12 protein-coding genes and 1 pseudogene are annotated in these 17335 nt (G+C 57.7%); 6 read left to right on the forward strand and 7 right to left on the reverse strand.

What is annotated here, in order from left to right:
* The first annotated feature begins 27 nt into the window (after positions 1-27).
* On the forward strand, positions 28-636 hold the full coding sequence (locus tag Enr13x_RS34330) for a PEP-CTERM sorting domain-containing protein (RefSeq protein WP_145391397.1): 609 nt from the start codon (positions 28-30) through the stop codon (positions 634-636).
* A 76-nt stretch (positions 637-712) separates the two neighbouring features.
* Here the strand turns inward: Enr13x_RS34330 and Enr13x_RS34335 are convergent, their stop codons facing one another.
* Positions 713-1306 (reverse strand): sigma-70 family RNA polymerase sigma factor, encoded by a 594-nt coding sequence (locus Enr13x_RS34335; protein WP_145391398.1) that lies wholly within the window; start codon positions 1304-1306, stop codon positions 713-715.
* Positions 1307-1687: 381 nt separating this feature from the next.
* Between Enr13x_RS34335 and Enr13x_RS34340 the strand changes: the two genes are divergently transcribed.
* Complete coding sequence (locus Enr13x_RS34340) at positions 1688-3274, forward strand: sulfatase family protein (protein ID WP_145391399.1); 1587 nt, start codon at positions 1688-1690, stop codon at positions 3272-3274.
* Between the two features lie 73 nt (positions 3275-3347).
* On the opposite strand, the gene Enr13x_RS38610 is transcribed toward Enr13x_RS34340, so the two are convergent.
* Both Enr13x_RS38610 and Enr13x_RS34350 read right to left on the reverse strand, forming a co-directional pair.
* The gene (locus Enr13x_RS38610) at positions 3348-3866 is read right to left on the reverse strand and encodes a PDZ domain-containing protein (protein ID WP_197455573.1); all 519 of its coding nucleotides are present in this window, start codon (positions 3864-3866) and stop codon (positions 3348-3350) included.
* 613 nt (positions 3867-4479) lie between these two features.
* Positions 4480-5614: pseudogene (locus Enr13x_RS34350) on the reverse strand (transposase).
* Positions 5615-6346: 732 nt separating this feature from the next.
* Here Enr13x_RS34350 and Enr13x_RS34355 point away from each other — a divergent pair.
* The 4 genes from Enr13x_RS34355 to Enr13x_RS34370 all read left to right on the forward strand — a co-directional run bounded on the left by Enr13x_RS34355 (position 6347) and on the right by Enr13x_RS34370 (position 12420).
* A complete protein-coding gene (locus Enr13x_RS34355) occupies positions 6347-6910 on the forward strand; it encodes a hypothetical protein (protein WP_145391401.1) in 564 nt (187 codons plus the stop codon).
* 126 nt (positions 6911-7036) lie between these two features.
* Entirely contained in the window at positions 7037-7507 is a 471-nt protein-coding gene (locus tag Enr13x_RS34360; protein WP_390621052.1) for a BlaI/MecI/CopY family transcriptional regulator, read from the forward strand.
* A 2-nt stretch (positions 7508-7509) separates the two neighbouring features.
* Positions 7510-10917, forward strand: coding sequence for a M56 family metallopeptidase (locus Enr13x_RS34365; protein ID WP_145391403.1), 3408 nt, complete (start codon positions 7510-7512; stop codon positions 10915-10917).
* Between the two features lie 255 nt (positions 10918-11172).
* Positions 11173-12420 carry a hypothetical protein gene (locus tag Enr13x_RS34370; RefSeq protein ID WP_145391404.1) on the forward strand — a complete coding sequence of 416 codons (1248 nt, stop codon included), beginning with the start codon at positions 11173-11175 and terminating at the stop codon, positions 12418-12420.
* A gap of 351 nt (positions 12421-12771) precedes the next feature.
* Here Enr13x_RS34370 and Enr13x_RS34375 read toward each other — a convergent pair whose 3' ends face one another.
* From Enr13x_RS34375 to Enr13x_RS34390, 4 genes are all read right to left on the reverse strand, one after another.
* Positions 12772-14130, reverse strand: coding sequence for a hypothetical protein (locus tag Enr13x_RS34375; protein ID WP_145391405.1), 1359 nt, complete (start codon positions 14128-14130; stop codon positions 12772-12774).
* A 126-nt stretch (positions 14131-14256) separates the two neighbouring features.
* The gene (locus tag Enr13x_RS34380) at positions 14257-14955 is read right to left on the reverse strand and encodes a transposase (protein WP_145391406.1); all 699 of its coding nucleotides are present in this window, start codon (positions 14953-14955) and stop codon (positions 14257-14259) included.
* 89 nt (positions 14956-15044) lie between these two features.
* Positions 15045-15824 carry a hypothetical protein gene (locus tag Enr13x_RS34385; RefSeq protein ID WP_145391407.1) on the reverse strand — a complete coding sequence of 260 codons (780 nt, stop codon included), beginning with the start codon at positions 15822-15824 and terminating at the stop codon, positions 15045-15047.
* Between the two features lies 1 nt (position 15825).
* Positions 15826-17265: a polymorphic toxin-type HINT domain-containing protein gene (locus Enr13x_RS34390; protein ID WP_145391408.1), complete on the reverse strand. Its 1440-nt coding sequence runs from the start codon at positions 17263-17265 to the stop codon at positions 15826-15828.
* Positions 17266-17335: the final 70 nt, after the last annotated feature.

Genomic DNA, 17335 nt, shown 5'->3' on the forward strand with positions numbered 1-17335 from the left:
TCCACATCACTTCACAAGTAGAGAATCATGCAAAAGCCCCTGAAACACTTCCTTCTGTGCCTGTCGATCGTCGTCGCGTTTTCCGATGTCGGCCGCGCAGGCCTTGTCCTTCATTTTGACCCCATCGATGCGGACATCACGCTTGGCGAATCGGTCGACATTGACGTTGTCTTGACGCAGACTGACCCGGCGACGCCCGTCGATCTGACGGCCAACGGACTGATGATCGCCGACGTCCAATTGCTGCTCGATTCACCCGCCGCAGCGGTCACCGCCATTCAATTCGGCACCGGCTTCGAAGACTCGACATTTTCAGATTTGTCGGACCCAAGCATGCCGTTGCTAAGTGCGCAAAGCATCGACCTGTCCGGAGTCCTTGCTCCGGCGGGCAGTCCCACGTCGATCACCATCGGGACGTTCACCTTCACCGGGATCGCCGAGGGAACAACCATTGCATCGACAACGGACACCGGATTTCAAGAGTTGATTTTCGATGGCATCAACGCTGATTTCGACAACCAGATTTTCGGGTCCGAAACCGCAACCATACGGGTCGTCGCGGTTCCGGAACCTTCCAGCCTAACTCTCTTGGCGATGGCCGCCATCGGGTTCGGTTGCCGACGCCGAAAAAGGTAAGTGACGGGAATGGAGTGTGGGATAGGCTTCCAGCCTGTCGTTTTCGCCATGACAGGCTGGAAGCCTATCCCACGTATTATTTCGACGATCCTTGATTCCCCTCACGCGTCATTTCCCGATACAGCCATGATCGAGAAAACTGCCATTCCCGCTTGACCGTCGCCGCTGACATCCCCAGCGCGGTGGCGGTTTCTTCGATGCTCAGACCACCAAAGTACCGCATCATGACGACTTGGCCCTTCCGCGTGTCAATCGCTTCCAATCGATGGAGTGCCTCGTCCAGTGCCAACAACTGATCCGGCGGAGGTTCATCGGAAAAGAACGCTTCATCAAACGGCAGGCGTTGCAGATCGCCACCATGTTTTTGTGCCTTTTTCTTTACCGCCCGATTGACCAAAATCTGACGCATGGACCGCGCCGCCGCGGAAAAAAAATGAGCACGATTCTGCCAACGTACTTCTGAATCGCCGACCAGGCGGAGATATGCCTCGTGGACCAACGCCGTCGGCTGCAGCGTCTGTCCCGGTTTCTCGCGCGCCATTTGCGCAGCCGCCATCCGTCGCAATTCGCCATAAATCAGAGGGAAAAGCTTCTCCGAAAGCGCCTCCCCATCCCGATCGCTTTGCAACAGCAACGTGATTTCGTCTTTATCGGCCCCAGTCACACGCATGTACTTTCCTACAGCTGATGAATCGGTGCACATTCCGACCCGCAGCTTTATCTTACCTGATCGCTCGCGACCTTCCATTGTGAACCGTCTGCCGTGACACCATCGAGCGATTCCGGCATTTGGAATGCGTCACAATTCGGTCCAAAGAGGGAAGCGATGCGTTTTGCGGATAACGTCCGGTTTTGGATTCGCCATCCACCGCAAGTGTCGCAATTTGACTTTGGGAGCCCGAGCGAAGAAACTGGGGGCCCGAACCGCGTTCGGTTCCTCACCCAACTGGGGCATCATTCGATTTGCCGGCCTCGATCCGCAGGTTCTCTGGGGAACGCAAATTCGTGACCAACACCGAACGTCCATCTATTTCATGTAATGAGATTTAATATGTTTTTGCGATCCGGTTTCGCGTCGCTCGCTCTCGCTGCCGCCGCGGCACTCTTCATCTTGACTGTCGACGTGTCGATCGTCCGAGCCGCCTCGAGCGATCGACCGAACATCATTTTTATTCTCGCCGATGACCAAGGTTTTGGCGACGTCGGGGCGCTCAACCCGGATTCCAAAATCCCGACACCGAACATCGACCGGATTGCCGCCGAAGGCATGATCTTTGGCGACGCCCACACTTCGTCTTCGGTTTGCACGCCGACACGCTACAGCGTGCTGACGGGTCGCTATCACTGGCGAACGCATTTGCAGAAAGGCGTGCTGGGCGGGTTTTCCAAGCCGCTGATTTCTCCGGGCCGACTGACGATCGCCTCGATGCTGAAAAGCCAAGGCTACAAAACAGCCGGCATCGGCAAATGGCACCTCGGCTGGGATTGGCCCCTGAAAGCTGGCGGCACCGCCAACGACGGCGGCGACTTTTCCAAACCCTATGCCAAGGGTTGGGACGTCGATTACGAAGGCGAAATCCAAAACGGCCCCAACGACCTGGGGTTTGACTACTTCTTTGGCATCAGCGCCTCGCTCGACATGCCCCCGTACGTGTTTGTCCGCAACCGCGTCCCGACCGAAAAGGCGACCGTCGTCAAAGCGTTCAACCGCAAGGGCCCCGCCGGTGCGAACTTCGAAGCCGTCGACGTGTTGCCGAAAATCACGGATGAAACTGTTCGCTTTATCAATGACAACGCCGATTCGGATCAGCCCTTCTTCATCTACTTTCCGCTCAACGCACCGCACACGCCGATCGTGCCCACCGACCAGTGGCGCGGCAAGAGCGGTATCAATGTCTACGGCGACTTCACCATGCAAGTCGATGCGACGGTCGGACAAGTACTCGAGGCGCTCGACAAAAACAACATCGCCGACGAAACACTGATCGTGTTCACGACCGACAACGGTTGTTCTCCCGCGGCGAAGATCAACGAATTGGAAGCGGCCGGACACGACCAAAACTACATCTATCGCGGACACAAAGCCGACATCTACGAGGGCGGGCACCGCGTCCCGTTCGTGGTCCGCTGGCCCGGCAAAGTCAAACCGGGGTCACGCACCGAACACCTGATCGGTCAAATCGATTTCCTGGCCACCGCGGCCGAAATCACCGGCGCGACGATTCCCGCCGACGGCGCCGAAGACAGCGTGTCGTTCCTGTCCACCATGCTCGGCCAAGCCGATCAACCGCCGCGGAACTCGATCATCTCGCAATCGATCGGCGGCCAATTCGCGATCCGTGACGGCGACTGGAAACTTTGCCTGTGCCCCGGCTCGGGCGGATGGAGCAGCCCACGGCCGGGCCGCTATGACCCGTCCGGCATGCCGCCGATGCAGCTGTACGACCTGGCAGCCGACCCGGGCGAGCAAAACAATTTGATCGCCGAACATCCCGATCGCGTGGCAAAGATGAAGGCGATGTTGCGCAAAGTCATCGACGACGGTCGCACCACGCCCGGTGAAAAACTGGCCAACGACACCGAGATCGTGATGGTCAAACCGCTGCCGGCAAAACCGCGGGCCAAGGCGAAGCGGTAGCGGCAGTGGGGTAAGCATCCTGCTTGCGATCACGCAGCATTCGCAAGCAGGAAGCTTGCGTTACGTTCGCCGTCTATTCAGCGGCATCATGGTGATGATCCGCCGCGAGAAGTCGAATCGCATCTCGCAACAAGACAACTTGTCGGCGCAAGACCGCGACTTCCCGCTCCAGGCTCGTGACTCGATAGGCGGCTGCATCGGCCGCTTGCCCCCCCGCGTCCGACGCACCGGTAAATCGAATCTCGCGCTCATAACGTCGATTGTTGCGGATGTAGACCAATTGCAGGGGCGAACCCAACGGATGATTCGCGAGGGCCATCTGGGCGTCCGCCGGCGTCTCGACATCCGCTTCATCGATCTGCACGATCTTGTCGCCCTTGATCAATCCGGCGCGGTCGCCGGCAAGGCCATCGGTCACACCCACCACTTCGACGCCCAGCGGCGAGTCGTCCAGCAGGACGCCCAACATCGGTTTCCCGTCGATCGCCACCGCGTCGACGGGATCAAGATTTTCATCCGTCTGGAATTGGTCCAACTCGATCAACAGCGCATCGATCGATCGCGAACCGGGCACGCGGTCATTCGAATTCACGGTTTCCTGTGCGTTCAGTTCGCCGCTGGCGTGAATGAAAGCGATGGCAAAAACCAGAGCTGAAATGTAGCATCCAAACCTTCTCGGCAAGGGTGCCGGGGAATTCATACTGGCTCGGTGTGGGATTGGCGTGGTTGACATTGGTCGATTCTCGATCAGGCGGTTCGTTTTGGTTGAATGGCTTTCGATCGAATCGCGACGCGGTGGATGAAACACCACCACCCCACAACGATTCGTCTGCGGATTCGGAATCGACGCAATTCCCATGCCGATCACGGTCTTGCCCGGAATCGGCTGAAGGCTAGACATCCACGGCGTTGGTGTGCAGGCTTCGGCCGCCCACAGTCGCTGCGCGGGACGTCAATTGCATAAGTGGCGGAGTTGATCGTAGCGCAAGGCGCCAAGACTTTTGCAGCGCCGGCCCTCTCTGGCGTTTGCTTGCTGCGCAAACGCCCTCTCTCGCAGGGGGGTTCTTCGCGGATTTTCGTGGGTGCTCTCGAATACTCGGGGAAGGTTTTTTGAGGGATGACTGCGATGTCCGATGGTTCTGTTCTGTTCGGTAGGATGGCGAAGCCAGGTGAAGCGGAGGCGGGCTCTGCTCTCAAGGAACTTCCTACCCAGCTAGTTCATTGGGGACCACTCGCAGGTTGAGTGCAGCTGCCCGTTTCGCCAGGTTTTCCATTGCTCGCTTCTTGTATTGCTGTTCGTAATAGTCGTTGCCGACATCGACATATTCCCTCCCGTACTTCAGCATCCCATAAACTATTTTCGCGAGCTTGTGGGCCGTCGCCGTGATCGCTTTGGGTGAACCAAGACGGGAACGGATCCTGCGAAAGAACGCTCCTAAGGCGCAGTTTGATCGTGCCAGGGACGCGGCGGCTGTTCGAAGTGCGGCGGCGGCTCGGTTCGCACTTGTACGTGTTTTACCACTGAGCAATTTCCCACCTGTCTTCTTACTGCCCGGACATAGGCAAAGCCAAGAAGTGAAATGCTTCTCTGTTGCCCACCTACTCATGTCGGTACCGATTTCAGAAATCAGTGTGATTGCGGATTGACCGCTAATCCCATCAATGGTCGTCATGTCGACGCCCAGCACCCGGTAGAGCTGATTGCGCATATCGAACCGGGGGCTATTGCTTCCAGCTTTAGGAGCCTTCAGCTTCGGCAGAATCTCACCGTCACTTCGGTCGGAAAATGTACCCAAATGTTCTTCAAGCTTGGAATCGACTTCCGACAGTTTGGAACCGTAAAAACGGTACAGTTCCAGAGCCTGTTTTAACGCAAATACATGTTCTTCACGCCAATTGCCTTCCAGAGCTTTCGCGATCGTCGACTCGTCATTTTTGCACCTTGGATCGCGAAGTTTTGCGAGTAGGTGAGGGTCTCGACTGCCCGCAACAATGGCATCCAAAATGGCAAGGCCAGTGGTGCCGGTGATGTCCGAAATGACGTGATGGAGCTGGACATTCATTTCCATCATCGCCTTCTGCATCCGTTGGATATGCTCGCTCGCGTTGGCGACGAGCATGGCTCGTTGCCGCATGTAAGAACGCAGAACACAAATTGCCGCACTCTTCCAACCAATCTGCGAGCGACGCCAGATCGGATGTAAAGGTGCCGAAGCAGCGAACGTGTGATGAGTCGCGATCGGAGGGCACGGCAACATAGTGCTGGGTCGAACCAATATCGATGCCGGCAGCGTTCAAGTTGATTGTGTCAAGTGATTGTGGAACGGGTGCGTTGTCAATCGGAAACCCACCACGTGATCGACGCTTAGGTTTCCCAGAGGATTTCTTCTTGGCCATGGCGGAACTCCGAAAGGTGACTTCAACGGAAAAACGCGGCAGGCGCGGGAGTAGGGCTCTGTTATTCTCTCAAACGGGGTCAACGCCGTGAGGCGAGCCACCAATGCCATTTTCAAGCAAACTCCCGGGACCAGGCTGAGAAGCGGGCACGAAGCACCACGTAGAGAACGGCCTCCACGACCCGCCGCGTATCCGACATGATAATCCTCACACCCAGTTCCTCGGAATCATTTGGTCACTTGTGGCCTGCGGCGGCTGAGGAGCAACCCGCCAAGGAATCACCTGGTCTGCAATGCGCCGAAGGTGCTTCGTGCCCTCCGCCGGCCCCCGTGTCGGCGGAGGGTCGTTTGAACCGAGCGTTTGTCCTCGCTCTCCCCATTCGGACATCGCAGCAATGCCTCGAAAAACCTGGGTCCTGAGCGATTAGCCACTAAAATTCACGAAGAACCCCCAGGGGGAGAGAATCTAAATCGGTGGCCAAATCCCTGCAGTAAAAGAATCGATATCCCCCGCAGGGAGCAGGAGGGCGATGGCTCGCGCGGACGCTTTTTCGCACGCCCCATTCCGACTAACTCGAGGGCTCGACTGACAAAAAGGTCTTGGTGTGCCTTCGCATACTACGCTCCACTATGCTCTATTCTGGTGCAGTGACTCGTCAACACCGAGACGATTCACATGGAGGTCAATCTAGGTACGCGAGCGACACAGATGTTTCTGAATCGGAAACTGGGCACCATCGCGGCACTATGGGGAGTCGCTGGCACCGTCGCGGTTCTCTCATACGCCGTCTTCCGCATGTTCCATCAAACCCGCGGAGCGGTCACGCACTCATGGAACCTGGAACACTACCTGGTGCTTATTCTGTGGACCGCGTTCATGGCGTACAGCGAAGGTTACAGAGGCTTCCAGCGAGCTTTTTCGCCGCGTGTCGCGGCCCGTTCGGTGTATCTGCGTGAGCGCTCGACGCCACTACGATTGCTGTTGGCACCGCTATTCTGCATGGCGTTTTTTCACGCACCGCGCAAGCGTCGACTCACAGGAGTGGTGCTATTGATTCTGATCGCCTCGATCGTCGTGCTATTTCGATTCATCCCACAACCGTGGCGCGGCATCTTGGATTTCGGTGTGATCATTGGACTTGGCTGGGGCATCATTGCGACGGTGTATTTCTTGGCCAAGTATTGGAGCAGCGCAGACGCTCCGTTTGACGGCGAGGTCGTTGAGTCTGGCGATTCCTAACAGCAGATGGGGTGCCTTGCGTCTGTGCATCCTCCGACGGCCCAAACGCGTTTTTGAGAATTCCGGCAACTCCCTGTTGCATCGCCTACACATTGTCGGCAACAATGCCTACAACGTGTAGTCAGAATGCCGATCGGGAGAGAGTCGATGAAACGGGCCGAGCCACCACCGTTAACCGCCGCGCAGCGGGAGCTGATGGAGATTTTCTGGCAACACGGTGAAGCCACCGTCAGCCAGGTGCGTGAGCAGTTGCAGGACCAGGGCCGCAGCGTCGCCCGCAATACGGTGCAGACGACGATCGTGCGTTTGGAAGAAAAGGGATGGCTGCAACACCGCAAACAGGGCCGGACGTTCGTCTATTCGGCGGTGCGGGAACGCAAACGATCGCTCGGCGTGAAGGTGTCACAACTGATCGATCGATTCTTTGCCGGTTCGCCCGAGGACATGGTCAACGCGCTGATTGAACACCGCGGTTTGACCAGCGAAGAATCGCAGCGGATTCGCAAGATGATTCAAGACGCAGAACTCGAGTCGGGTTCCTCGTCGAATGTGGCAGACAACCCAACCCCCAAACGCGGTAAACGCCGAGGGAAGTGATCATGAGCTTCTTTGACCTGAATTGGGGCGGCAGTTTGGTTTTGCACGTCACCATCATTCTGATCGTCGCGGCCTGCTTCGACGCAGCCGCCGGTCGGCTTGCGGCGTTTCGACACTGGATCAATCTCACAGCGATCGTCTTGATCTTGTTCAGCCCGATCTCGGTCGTCGTGTTGCAGCAAATGGATCCAGGATGGCGACGAGTCAGTTGGATCGGCCAAAACCAGTCCACGGTCGAACCCGAATCGGTCGAATCGCCATCGTTCGAGCGTCATATCACCGCGCCGCGTCAAATGCCGACAGACGAAGTCATTCGTCGACCGCACACGGTAACGGCCTCGGCTGCAGTTGAATTGCCAGACGAGATGGCTGACGCGATCGATGGTGCAAACCAACCGATTTCGTTGGCATCGCGAACGCTGCAAGCCGAAGTGCAGACAGCGACACCGGCACCAGAAGCTCAACCGCGATGGTTGGACGTGTTGCACGCCTTCACACCGGTCGCGCTGGCGACCTGGTGCCTTGGCAGCATGGTTTTGCTGCTTCGATTGACCGTCAGTTTGCTGCGTGTTCGACAGCTTATGCAGGCCGCGCATCCGGTCTCCACCCCCCGCCTACTGGATGCGTTTGCGGACGCCTGCAAACACGTGGGCGCGGATGGAACCCGAATCGCGTTGGTGACATCCGATCGTATCGATACGCCGATGGCGGCGGGAATCCTTCATCCGCACGTTGTGTTGCCCGCTGAAATGCCGAGCACCGCGACGCGACAACAGATGCGTGAAGTGATGATCCATAAACTGGCCCATGTCGTCCGGCGCGATCAGTTTGTCGTTTTGCTTCAACACCTTGCCGCGGCACTGTATTGGTGGCATCCGCTGGTCTATCGCGTCAATCGGCGACTCGCCCAGGCCCGCGAGGATGTTTGCGACAATTATGTGTTGGCGGATAGCGATGGGACTCAATACAGTCAAACGTTGCTGGAATTTGCGGAGCGTCGTTGTGGACGCTGGGCACCGAGCAGCGTCGCCGGCCTGTTTTCGTCGCAGTGGAAACTCGAACATCGCGTGGCATCTTTGTTAGACCGACGTCGCAACCGTGCGACGCGGGTCTCGGCGCGCGGCTGGATCGTGGTTGCGATGGCGACGTGCATCGCAGTCGGACTGGGCAGTCTGGCGTCGATGGCGTGGGCGAATGAAACGCCCCAATCGCCGGCGAACCAGCCCCCGGCAAACCAACCGGCGGACGGATCCGCTCCGGCTGAGACGGACGATGCCGATGCGAATCCAAACGATGCGCAACCGGAGACGCAGATTCAAGGAACGGTGCGAAACGAACAGGGGCAACCAATCCCAGATGCGACGGTGCTGTTAGTGCACCGGGTCGGCGAAGACCGCCAACTGTTTCGAACCACCGGCAAAACGGACAAAGCCGGGCGCTATCGGTTTAACGACCTGCCGGTCCAACCATCGGAAATGTCCTACATTTCCGTTCGTGTTTATTCACCGGGGTACGCAATCGGGCAGAAGAACCTGTACCGCTACCCACCGCAGGCTGGTCACCTGGCCGACTCGGTCGACATCGATGTGTCGCTGGTGCCCGCCGACGCCTGCGTGATCAACGTCGTGAATGAACAAGGCGAACCGGTTGCCGGTGCCCTGCTTGAGCAGCTCAATACCAACGGGGCTCACGCCAGCAACCTTTACCTGTTCGCGGAAGACTGGGAACAATTCGGGGTCGATCTGCCCCGCTCGGACGCTGCGGGGAATCTGACGATCCCGGCGATTGACCGGTCTCGCAACTACGACCTCCGACTGTCCCATACCGAGTACGCGGCAACACCGTTGTGGAAGGTCGAATTCGGTTCCGAACCACTGCGAGCGGTCATCGAAAAAGGTGACAAAGTTCGCTTCGTCGTGACAAGTGAAAGCGACCCCGATCTGATCGACCAGGCGACAATCGACGCAACCATTTCGGAAGACGGTGGTCATTCGGTTTTACAGTTCGACGTCGACACCAGCGGTGTGGTGGAAGCCAGGTTGCGAGACAAACACACGACGATCACGATCGAACACCCGACGCTTGAAGGGTTGCCGTGGTACTTCTACGACACCACAGAGAATGAGTTTGCATTTACGTTGCACCGGACGGGTATCGCCGAAGGAAAGGTCGTCCATGCGAGGACCGGCAAAGGCTTGCCCGACGTCGGTGTGCAATTCGTCCGATCCAAACGCGTGATCAAATTTGCTCGAACCGATGCTGACGGTCACTACAGCTGTAGGCTTGCCGAAGGGGAGTATCTCGTTTCGGTGTCAGAGTCGTCTGGAGAGTGGAAAGCGTCCGAGACAAGAGTGTCCGTCGACGTCGTGGCGTCACAAACCGTCTCGATCGATCCGATGACCGTCGAACCGGAATCGATGATTCGAGGCAAAGTGATGACCGCGTCGGGAGAGCCCGTCCCCGGAGCAATCATCGTTCCCGATCTTCGCCGATCACCGATCATCGCCGATGAAAACGGGGAGTTTGAACTCGAACCCGGCAGGCGTGGGCAAACAAGGATTCATGTGTTTCACCCCTACCAGCGACTCTCCCGTTTCGTCGCTTCCGCGACCGAGACGGAAACACTTCGAATTCGACTTTCACCGGAAGGCGTCATCCACGGCGTGCTTCGCGACGGCATCGGCAAGACGCTGCCCGGCCTGATGGTGGGGCTAGGAGTCAGGGGTGACAGTCTGGCCGGAAGCGGGAGAGGCAGTTTCCGGACCACGCTGCTGAGAGACTTCACCGATGAATACGGCTTTATTCAGTTTGCCGGACTCAGCGAAGGTCTCGAGTATCGGTTGATCGCCGAAGGGGAAAGCCGCGCTCGCTTTGGTCAGCGTGCCGAATCAAGCAGCGATTGGTATTCCGTGTCCAACCTGCCGTCTGATTCCGTCGAATTGGAAGTCGGTTCCAAATTGCTGACTGAATTAGGAACGACGTCCGCCTACCAAGAAGCACCTCCGCGGATTAAGCCCCTCGGCCCAGCCACATGGATCGATGAACGGCGGATTGATGTCGAGGCAATGCCAGGACGTTTCGTCTTGATCTCCTTTGCCTGGCATCCGTTCCAATTGAAGGAGACGCAGCTCTGCAAACAGTTTTACGGTGATCGCGGGTTGGCGGTCGTGGGTGTCTTGACCAGGGTGACGGATTCCGCACTAGACGATCAAACCTTGGAAAAGTTTGATTTCCCGATCGCGATTGACAACCAGGAGGCGAGGATTTCGGAGCGTTATGGCCAAGCCGATGGAATCGGATCCGTCGTTTACGATACCGAGGGCAAGCGGGTACGAACGATTCGGCGGAGCGATAACTTGCTGAGCATCGTGCGGTCGATCATGCTGTATGATGAACGTCTGCCAAAATAAATGTGAATGGCGCGCCCCAATGTAGAACCGAATGGCACCGTAATAGCGAATAGAGGATTTCGCAACCGTTGGTGTGGAGCCTTTAGGCGTCCAGCTTAGGAGACCGGTTTTTCGAGTACGATGGCCCTTCCGGGCCGTCGTCCGTTGGACTCTCGACGACGACCTAGAAAGGACGTCGTACAACGGTCCCAACAGCCTGCACACCAACCCCGGCGTCCGTTCGATTCAACGTAATACGGTTTCTCTGCGGCGGTCATGTCACAAATTGTTCACTGTCCGAAATGCAATGTCCGTGTTTCGGTCAGCGAGAGTCAGGCCGGTCGACGGGTGCGGTGCCCGGCGTGCTCCCAACCCTTTTCGACCGCCCCGGTCACCCAGCATGCCGCCGAGAGTGTCGCCGCGACGCATCAAGACGAAGATTGGCTGGGGCTGAAGGATTTGCCGTCCGATTTGAACTTCGCGCCGCCCGACGCGCCACAATCTTTGCCGGACACCGAGCAATTCCGCGTCCGCTGCCCCAAGTGCGAGAGCGTCAAGTACGTCAGCGTCAGCCAGGTCGGCAGCACGGTGCGCTGCAACGATTGCCACAGCCGGGTCAAAGTCCCGCGACCTCCCAAGAAGCTGGTGTCGCCTTCATCGCCGGCCCTGGCGTCGCCCCTGGCGTCGAATGCATTCCCGGATCCAATCCCCAGCGGCGAATCCCATCCTTTCGAGCGGCGCACCGAGAACGCCGGCTTGGTGATTGAATCGGTGATGAAATCGGCGGAAGTCGATGTCGAAGCGGAGGACCAGAAACTCAGCCGCGAAGAAAACGCGATGAGCAGCTGGACGAAATCCATTTTGAGTGTCTTCATCGATCCGGGCGTCGTGATTCATCTGGTCGCGGTGGCGCTGCTATTGGCCTTGCCGGTGGCGGGAACGGTCGCGCGGCCGCGGCTCGGTTTCGCCACCTTTCCCTTCATGGCGATCGCGTTTTCATTGGCGATGACCTGTGGCCTGGCAATCGTTCATTCGGTCGCCAACGGCAGCCGGACCGTGGAAGACTGGCCGACGATCGATCTGTACGCCTGGTTGGAATCCTGCCTGATCGTCGGCGCGGCGCTCGTTTGCTCGGTGACTCCGGCGCTGTTTCTGGCCACGCTGTTTTCGTCCCGCGCGTTGGTCACGGTCGGACTGATGCTGTTCGGCGCCCATTTGGTCTTTCCCTATGTCGTGTTGTCGATCTTGGACAACCAGACGGTCATGGCACCGATTTCCTTGGACGTGTTCCGGGGCTTCAAACGGTCGCGTCGTGAATGCCGGGTCTTTTATTTTGCCGCCGGCGCGACGCTCGCCGCGCCGCTTGTGTATTTTTGGTTCGCGCCACCGGAGCCGCTGTACGCGGGCATCGGTTCGGCACTGTGCGTCGTGATCGCGTTCCTGTACGCCGCGATGCTGGGGCGGTTTGCCTATTCGTTGGGGATTAACGACGAAGAGGAGCGCGCACTTCAGCGGGAAGCGTGAGCGAGCGGCGCGTGGCTCCTTGTTCCCAGGCTCTGCCTGGGAACACAGTGTCTTGGAGGCTCCGCCTCCCGGTCGCGAGCAACGTGTTGCGGGGGACGTCCATTGTATTAATGCAGGATTTGGCAACCGATTTAGACTCTCTCACTCTGGGAGAGACGGCGTTTGCGCAGCAAGCAAACGCCAGAGAGGGCCGGCGGCTCGCGAAAGTCTCGACGACTTCCGCTACGATCAACTCCGCCACTCATACAATCGACGTCCCGAGTTACACCGACATCGCGTTCCGAGGCGGAGCCTTGGAACGAGGGGAGGGAATAATGACAGGCGGGAAGCCTATCTCACAAACGCCGACCATCACGCCTTGTCGATCAGCGGCCTGAGTTGATCGCAGAACAATTCCAGCAGCTCTTTGGTGTCGCTTTCGCCGAACAGGTAGGGATCACAGCGAAGGGAAAAGCTCAGCTTGCGGCCGTAGATGCTCGATGAAAGCGTGCTGCGGGTGTGCCTGCGTAGCGGTGGCACGCCGGTGATGGCTTCGAGCGTGAATTCATCGCAGGCGATTTTGCCGCGTTTCTTGGGCAAACGCCCGGTGAATCGACGCGAGGGGTCACCGGCGTTGGAAAAGACGCCGGTGGCCAGGCAACCGCCGTGCTTGAGCAGTTTTTGCAACACCGTCCCTTCCATCGCCGACGTCAGCGCGTTGACGAATGCCGATTGGGGTGCGCCGTTTTTGAGCGCCAGCGTGTCCTTGATGACCAAATCCATCAGCCGCGTGTCGTCTTCGATTTCGGCGGCCGACTTGGTGACGAACGTGCACGCGGTCATGTTGCACGCCGGGATCTCGAAATCTTGGCCGTCGCGCATGTCCGCCGGGACCAGCAACCGAATTTTGCGAGATCCGGTGGTCGGCCCGTTCCACTTCAGCGCCGCCTGAAACATCTTGCACAGGAACAAGTCATTCAGCGTGCCGCCCTGGGACGTCGCGGCGGTCCGCAGGGTCGCCAGGTCGCCGGAGGAGAATTCTTGCTTGACCATCCCGGGCAACACGAAATTGCCGGGCGGATTGGCCGGCGGCCGCAGCGGGGCGGTGCGGGTGCGCAGATGATTCCAGCCTTCGGCGATCGCGATTTTCAGTTTTTTGAATCCGCTGTCGTGAATGCGGATGCTGCGCATTTTCGAGCGACGCACCTTTAACAATGCGGTGTCGAAATTCCCCAGTTCGACCTTGCCCTCGCAACTGGGCAACCGTTTCATGTAGCAGCCGAGCAGGTCACCGACGAAGCGATAGCCGCCGGTGCCGTCGCAGGCCGAGTGGTGAAACTGCATCGTGACCCGCGCCGAATCGGCGGACTGTCGGACCCAAACACGGAGTCCCGTTTCGGTTCGGATGTCGATGTAGCCGTTGTTTTTGAACTCCAGCGGCACGTCACCGTCGGCCCAATCGACCGGCGGCACTTTGTCGGGCGCGGGCACCCAGCAGAGCCGATTCTTTTTGGCCAGTTCGATGACACAGAACAACAGCGGGTGGCGAGACAACGCCTCCTCGAGCGCGTCCTGAAAGATGCCCTGATCCAACCGTCCCGAAAAATCGAGATCCAGGAAGAAGGACATCGTGTACTCGGGACTGTCGTCGATCAGAAAAAACCAATCGATGGGCGGCACATAGAGTGGAAAGGTACGCCCGTAGTCGGGAAGATTCGTTTGGCTTGACATCGACTTTACGACTGGTGAACCATGCGATCCGGTGGTCTGCCTCATTGCAGAGCAAATTCACCGAAGCTCACAACGCACAAGATTAATTGTCACGGTGGTGCTTCAACAGCCCCCGTATTAAAGGGGTCAGGTCTCTTTTTTTGCATTTTGCGCCGGACGAACCCTCGGTCGGCCTCTGGGTCGCATCGTTGACTCAAGATTCAGGCGTCGGGCGATCGATTCCACCCATGCCTCGTCGCCCAGCGGGCTTCCCCGATGGGCAGACCTTCGGACCTGGGTAAGCTCCTCTTCTCCGAGCGGCTGATTGACCCAATCTGTCCAGCCTCGTACGCGTGGCATCGGCCAGGGCGAAAGCAGGTTCGGTGTCGGAGCCGGCTTGGCAAGCCACCGCCAAAGTGACCCCCATCGCCAGTCTTCGGCCCGTTTGACAATTTTGGCTCGGCGTGCATTGCGCTCCACGTAACGGCAGACCGTCAAAAAGTGATCGTCGTCTTGAATCGGAAAACTCTTGAACCGCTGCTGGTAGATGTGCCCGGTCCCACCGCTACCGTAGTGGGCGTGATAACGCATGGTGTGCGTTCCGCCGATCCATTTCATGAAACGACTCATCTCACCATCGACGGAAGGTCGCAGCACGAGGTGATAGTGATTCGGCATCAACTGATAAGCAAAAAGTTGAACCTGGTAGCGTTCCAAGCCTTCACCGAGAAGTTTTTCGAAGGCGACATAGTCGGCGTCCTTGTGGAAGATCGGTGCGCGCAGATTGCCGCGATTCAACGCATGGTACAACCCACCGGCTTCGTCAGCTCGAGGTGCTCTGGACATCGGATTCCTCGCAATCCCAGGACAAAGCCATCAGTTTAATCGAAGGAAAAACCACATAAAAGAGACCTGACCCCTTTGTTTTGACCGGACTATCCCATTGTTTTGATCGGTTTAAATTGATCCCATGTCACACAGGCACTTGATTCAACCAGCCAGTCGGCCAACGCTTTGGAAAAACAGGGAAGACGAGGACGGTCTGGCGAGAGCATGAAGTTCCGCATGATTTGACTCGAGTACGTTTCGTCAATCTCTGGCAGCGCGTCACTCTTGATCGCACCACCGCACCGTTGACAGAATCCGTTGCGTGCCCCAACCCTTAACGCCACGGGCGCTTGCACGACCGATCGCCACTTCTTCGAGCTGCTTGGAGCATCGACAGCGTCAAATTGAACTTCGTCAAGGCTGTCAACTCGCTTGATTTCTTCGACAAGATCGTCGCGTAGTAGCAGGTCTCCTTCGGTGGTGATTGCGATCAGACAAGTCGGCGAAATCGTGTCACTGTCTAGCGACAACGAACGGGCACGTTCGCATCCAATCCCTCTGCCACATTCCTCGCAATACAAAGGCATTCTCTGTTCGTGTTGAATCAATTGCGCGTCTTGTGGAAAAAGCTTAAAGAGCGCGTGTGAAGCGAAATCATTTCCGTCGTACACTGCTCGGCACGAAGACTCCATACGCACATTTAGCGTCTCCTTGTCACGTTCGTATAACGCCAAAACTCTTTGTAGTTGTGGCGAATCAGCTGGAAATACGCCTGTTAGGATCCCCAGGCTATTCGTGAGCACGCCATCGACAAGCAGCTCTTGCCACGCGGACTTGAGAGATGCAGGTTTCTTCGAGATAAACTCCAGTCGGTATTCTTTGATCATCTTAAAATTTTACAGATTTTGCTGCATCGTTGAGAAGTTTTGGAACACCTGGCAAGTTTGAATAGTTGGTCCTGTAGAATTGATACAGCGCACGTTTGATTTGACTCGGCGTGAGATTCTGTCGCACCCAAGCTGAGTTGTTGATCATATTTCTGGGGACCATTCCCGAACTGACCAAATAATCGTTTAGCCGCTGATGCATTCCGACGCCAGCGCCACGGTGGATCCCCATGCGGACATTCAAGAGTGGCCCCGCCTCAGGTCCGCCGAGCCACTTCGGCCAAAAATGGTGAAGCTCCTCAGCGAATCCGAGACCTTGTCGAGATGCACGCGTGGGATTTGCAAATTCAAACAGATCGTTGAGGGCTTCTCCTGCCTTGTTGGTGCGACCGGTTACCATTCTCCCTTCCAGTGCAGCATTCGGGCGGTTCGGTGTCGAATACGCATTATGAACCAGCAGTCCCTGATCACCGACGAAGTAGACGTGTTCACCGTAGACTTCGAGGTTGTAGACCAACTGCGGTCCGGGACGGGGCAGGCGACTTTCGATCCGTTTGGTGTCGCCGTGGAACGTGACGACGCGTTCGCCGATTTCCATTTTTCCGATCGGCACAAATGCCTGGCGATCGACTGACCAAAACAGGTGGTTGTCCGTCACGCCGATCCTCTCCGACTCTCCCTCGAACACGACTTCCAACACCTGCGTGGTCGGCGGATGCGCGAAGGTCGCGGTGACGACTTGCCCCGCCGAAGATTTCACCGGGGGACACGGTTGCAGCGATTTCAGCACTGCCGTGCCGACCGCTCCCATTTCGGGCAGATCCATTTCGACGGTCAGTCCCAAGACGTCCACCTCAACAGCCGCGGCCAATGCGTGAACGTCAACGACATGACGGTACGCGTCGCGCAGGGGTGAATAGGGGACGGAGTCGTGCCATGGCTCCGCAGTCGCTTGAGTCGCGGGACGCTCGCTCGCGACGCCCGCCAGTTCCGGTTCACGTTCGGCGACAACCAGCCCAACCTGCTCAATGAACCACTGTTCCGGACGCAAGATTTCGATTTGCAGGACCGGCGGATCCGCGTCATCGTCTTGTGTCGAAAGCGGCATTTCGAGCGTGAGTTGAACCCAGTCGGTCCAGTCGGGTTCTTTCCAAGTTTCGCGCGTCTCCTGTGCGATCTCCGGATTTTCGGCCAGGACACGATCGCCGACACGGATGGATTCGATCGGGCGCGTCGTCGCGCCGTGTTGCGAGGGTTCGCTCGGTTCAAGCGATGCCAGTGTCGTGGACTCAGTCGCCGCGTCTGTGCCGGTGGTCGATTCGGTTCGCAGCAACGGCCCGCCGAAGATCAGCCGTGCCGAGACGGCCAATCCGAGCACCAGGATCGTGTACGCCGCGAGCGTGCGTGGCAGGGACTTTTGCGTTTTGTTTGAAGCGGACATCGGAGTGACCGGTGAAGTTTTGAATGAATGAATCGGGTGTCAGATCGGTGGCGGTTGAAAGGGTCGGTGG

The organism is Stieleria neptunia (assembly GCF_007754155.1).
Classification (GTDB): domain Bacteria; phylum Planctomycetota; class Planctomycetia; order Pirellulales; family Pirellulaceae; genus Stieleria; species Stieleria neptunia.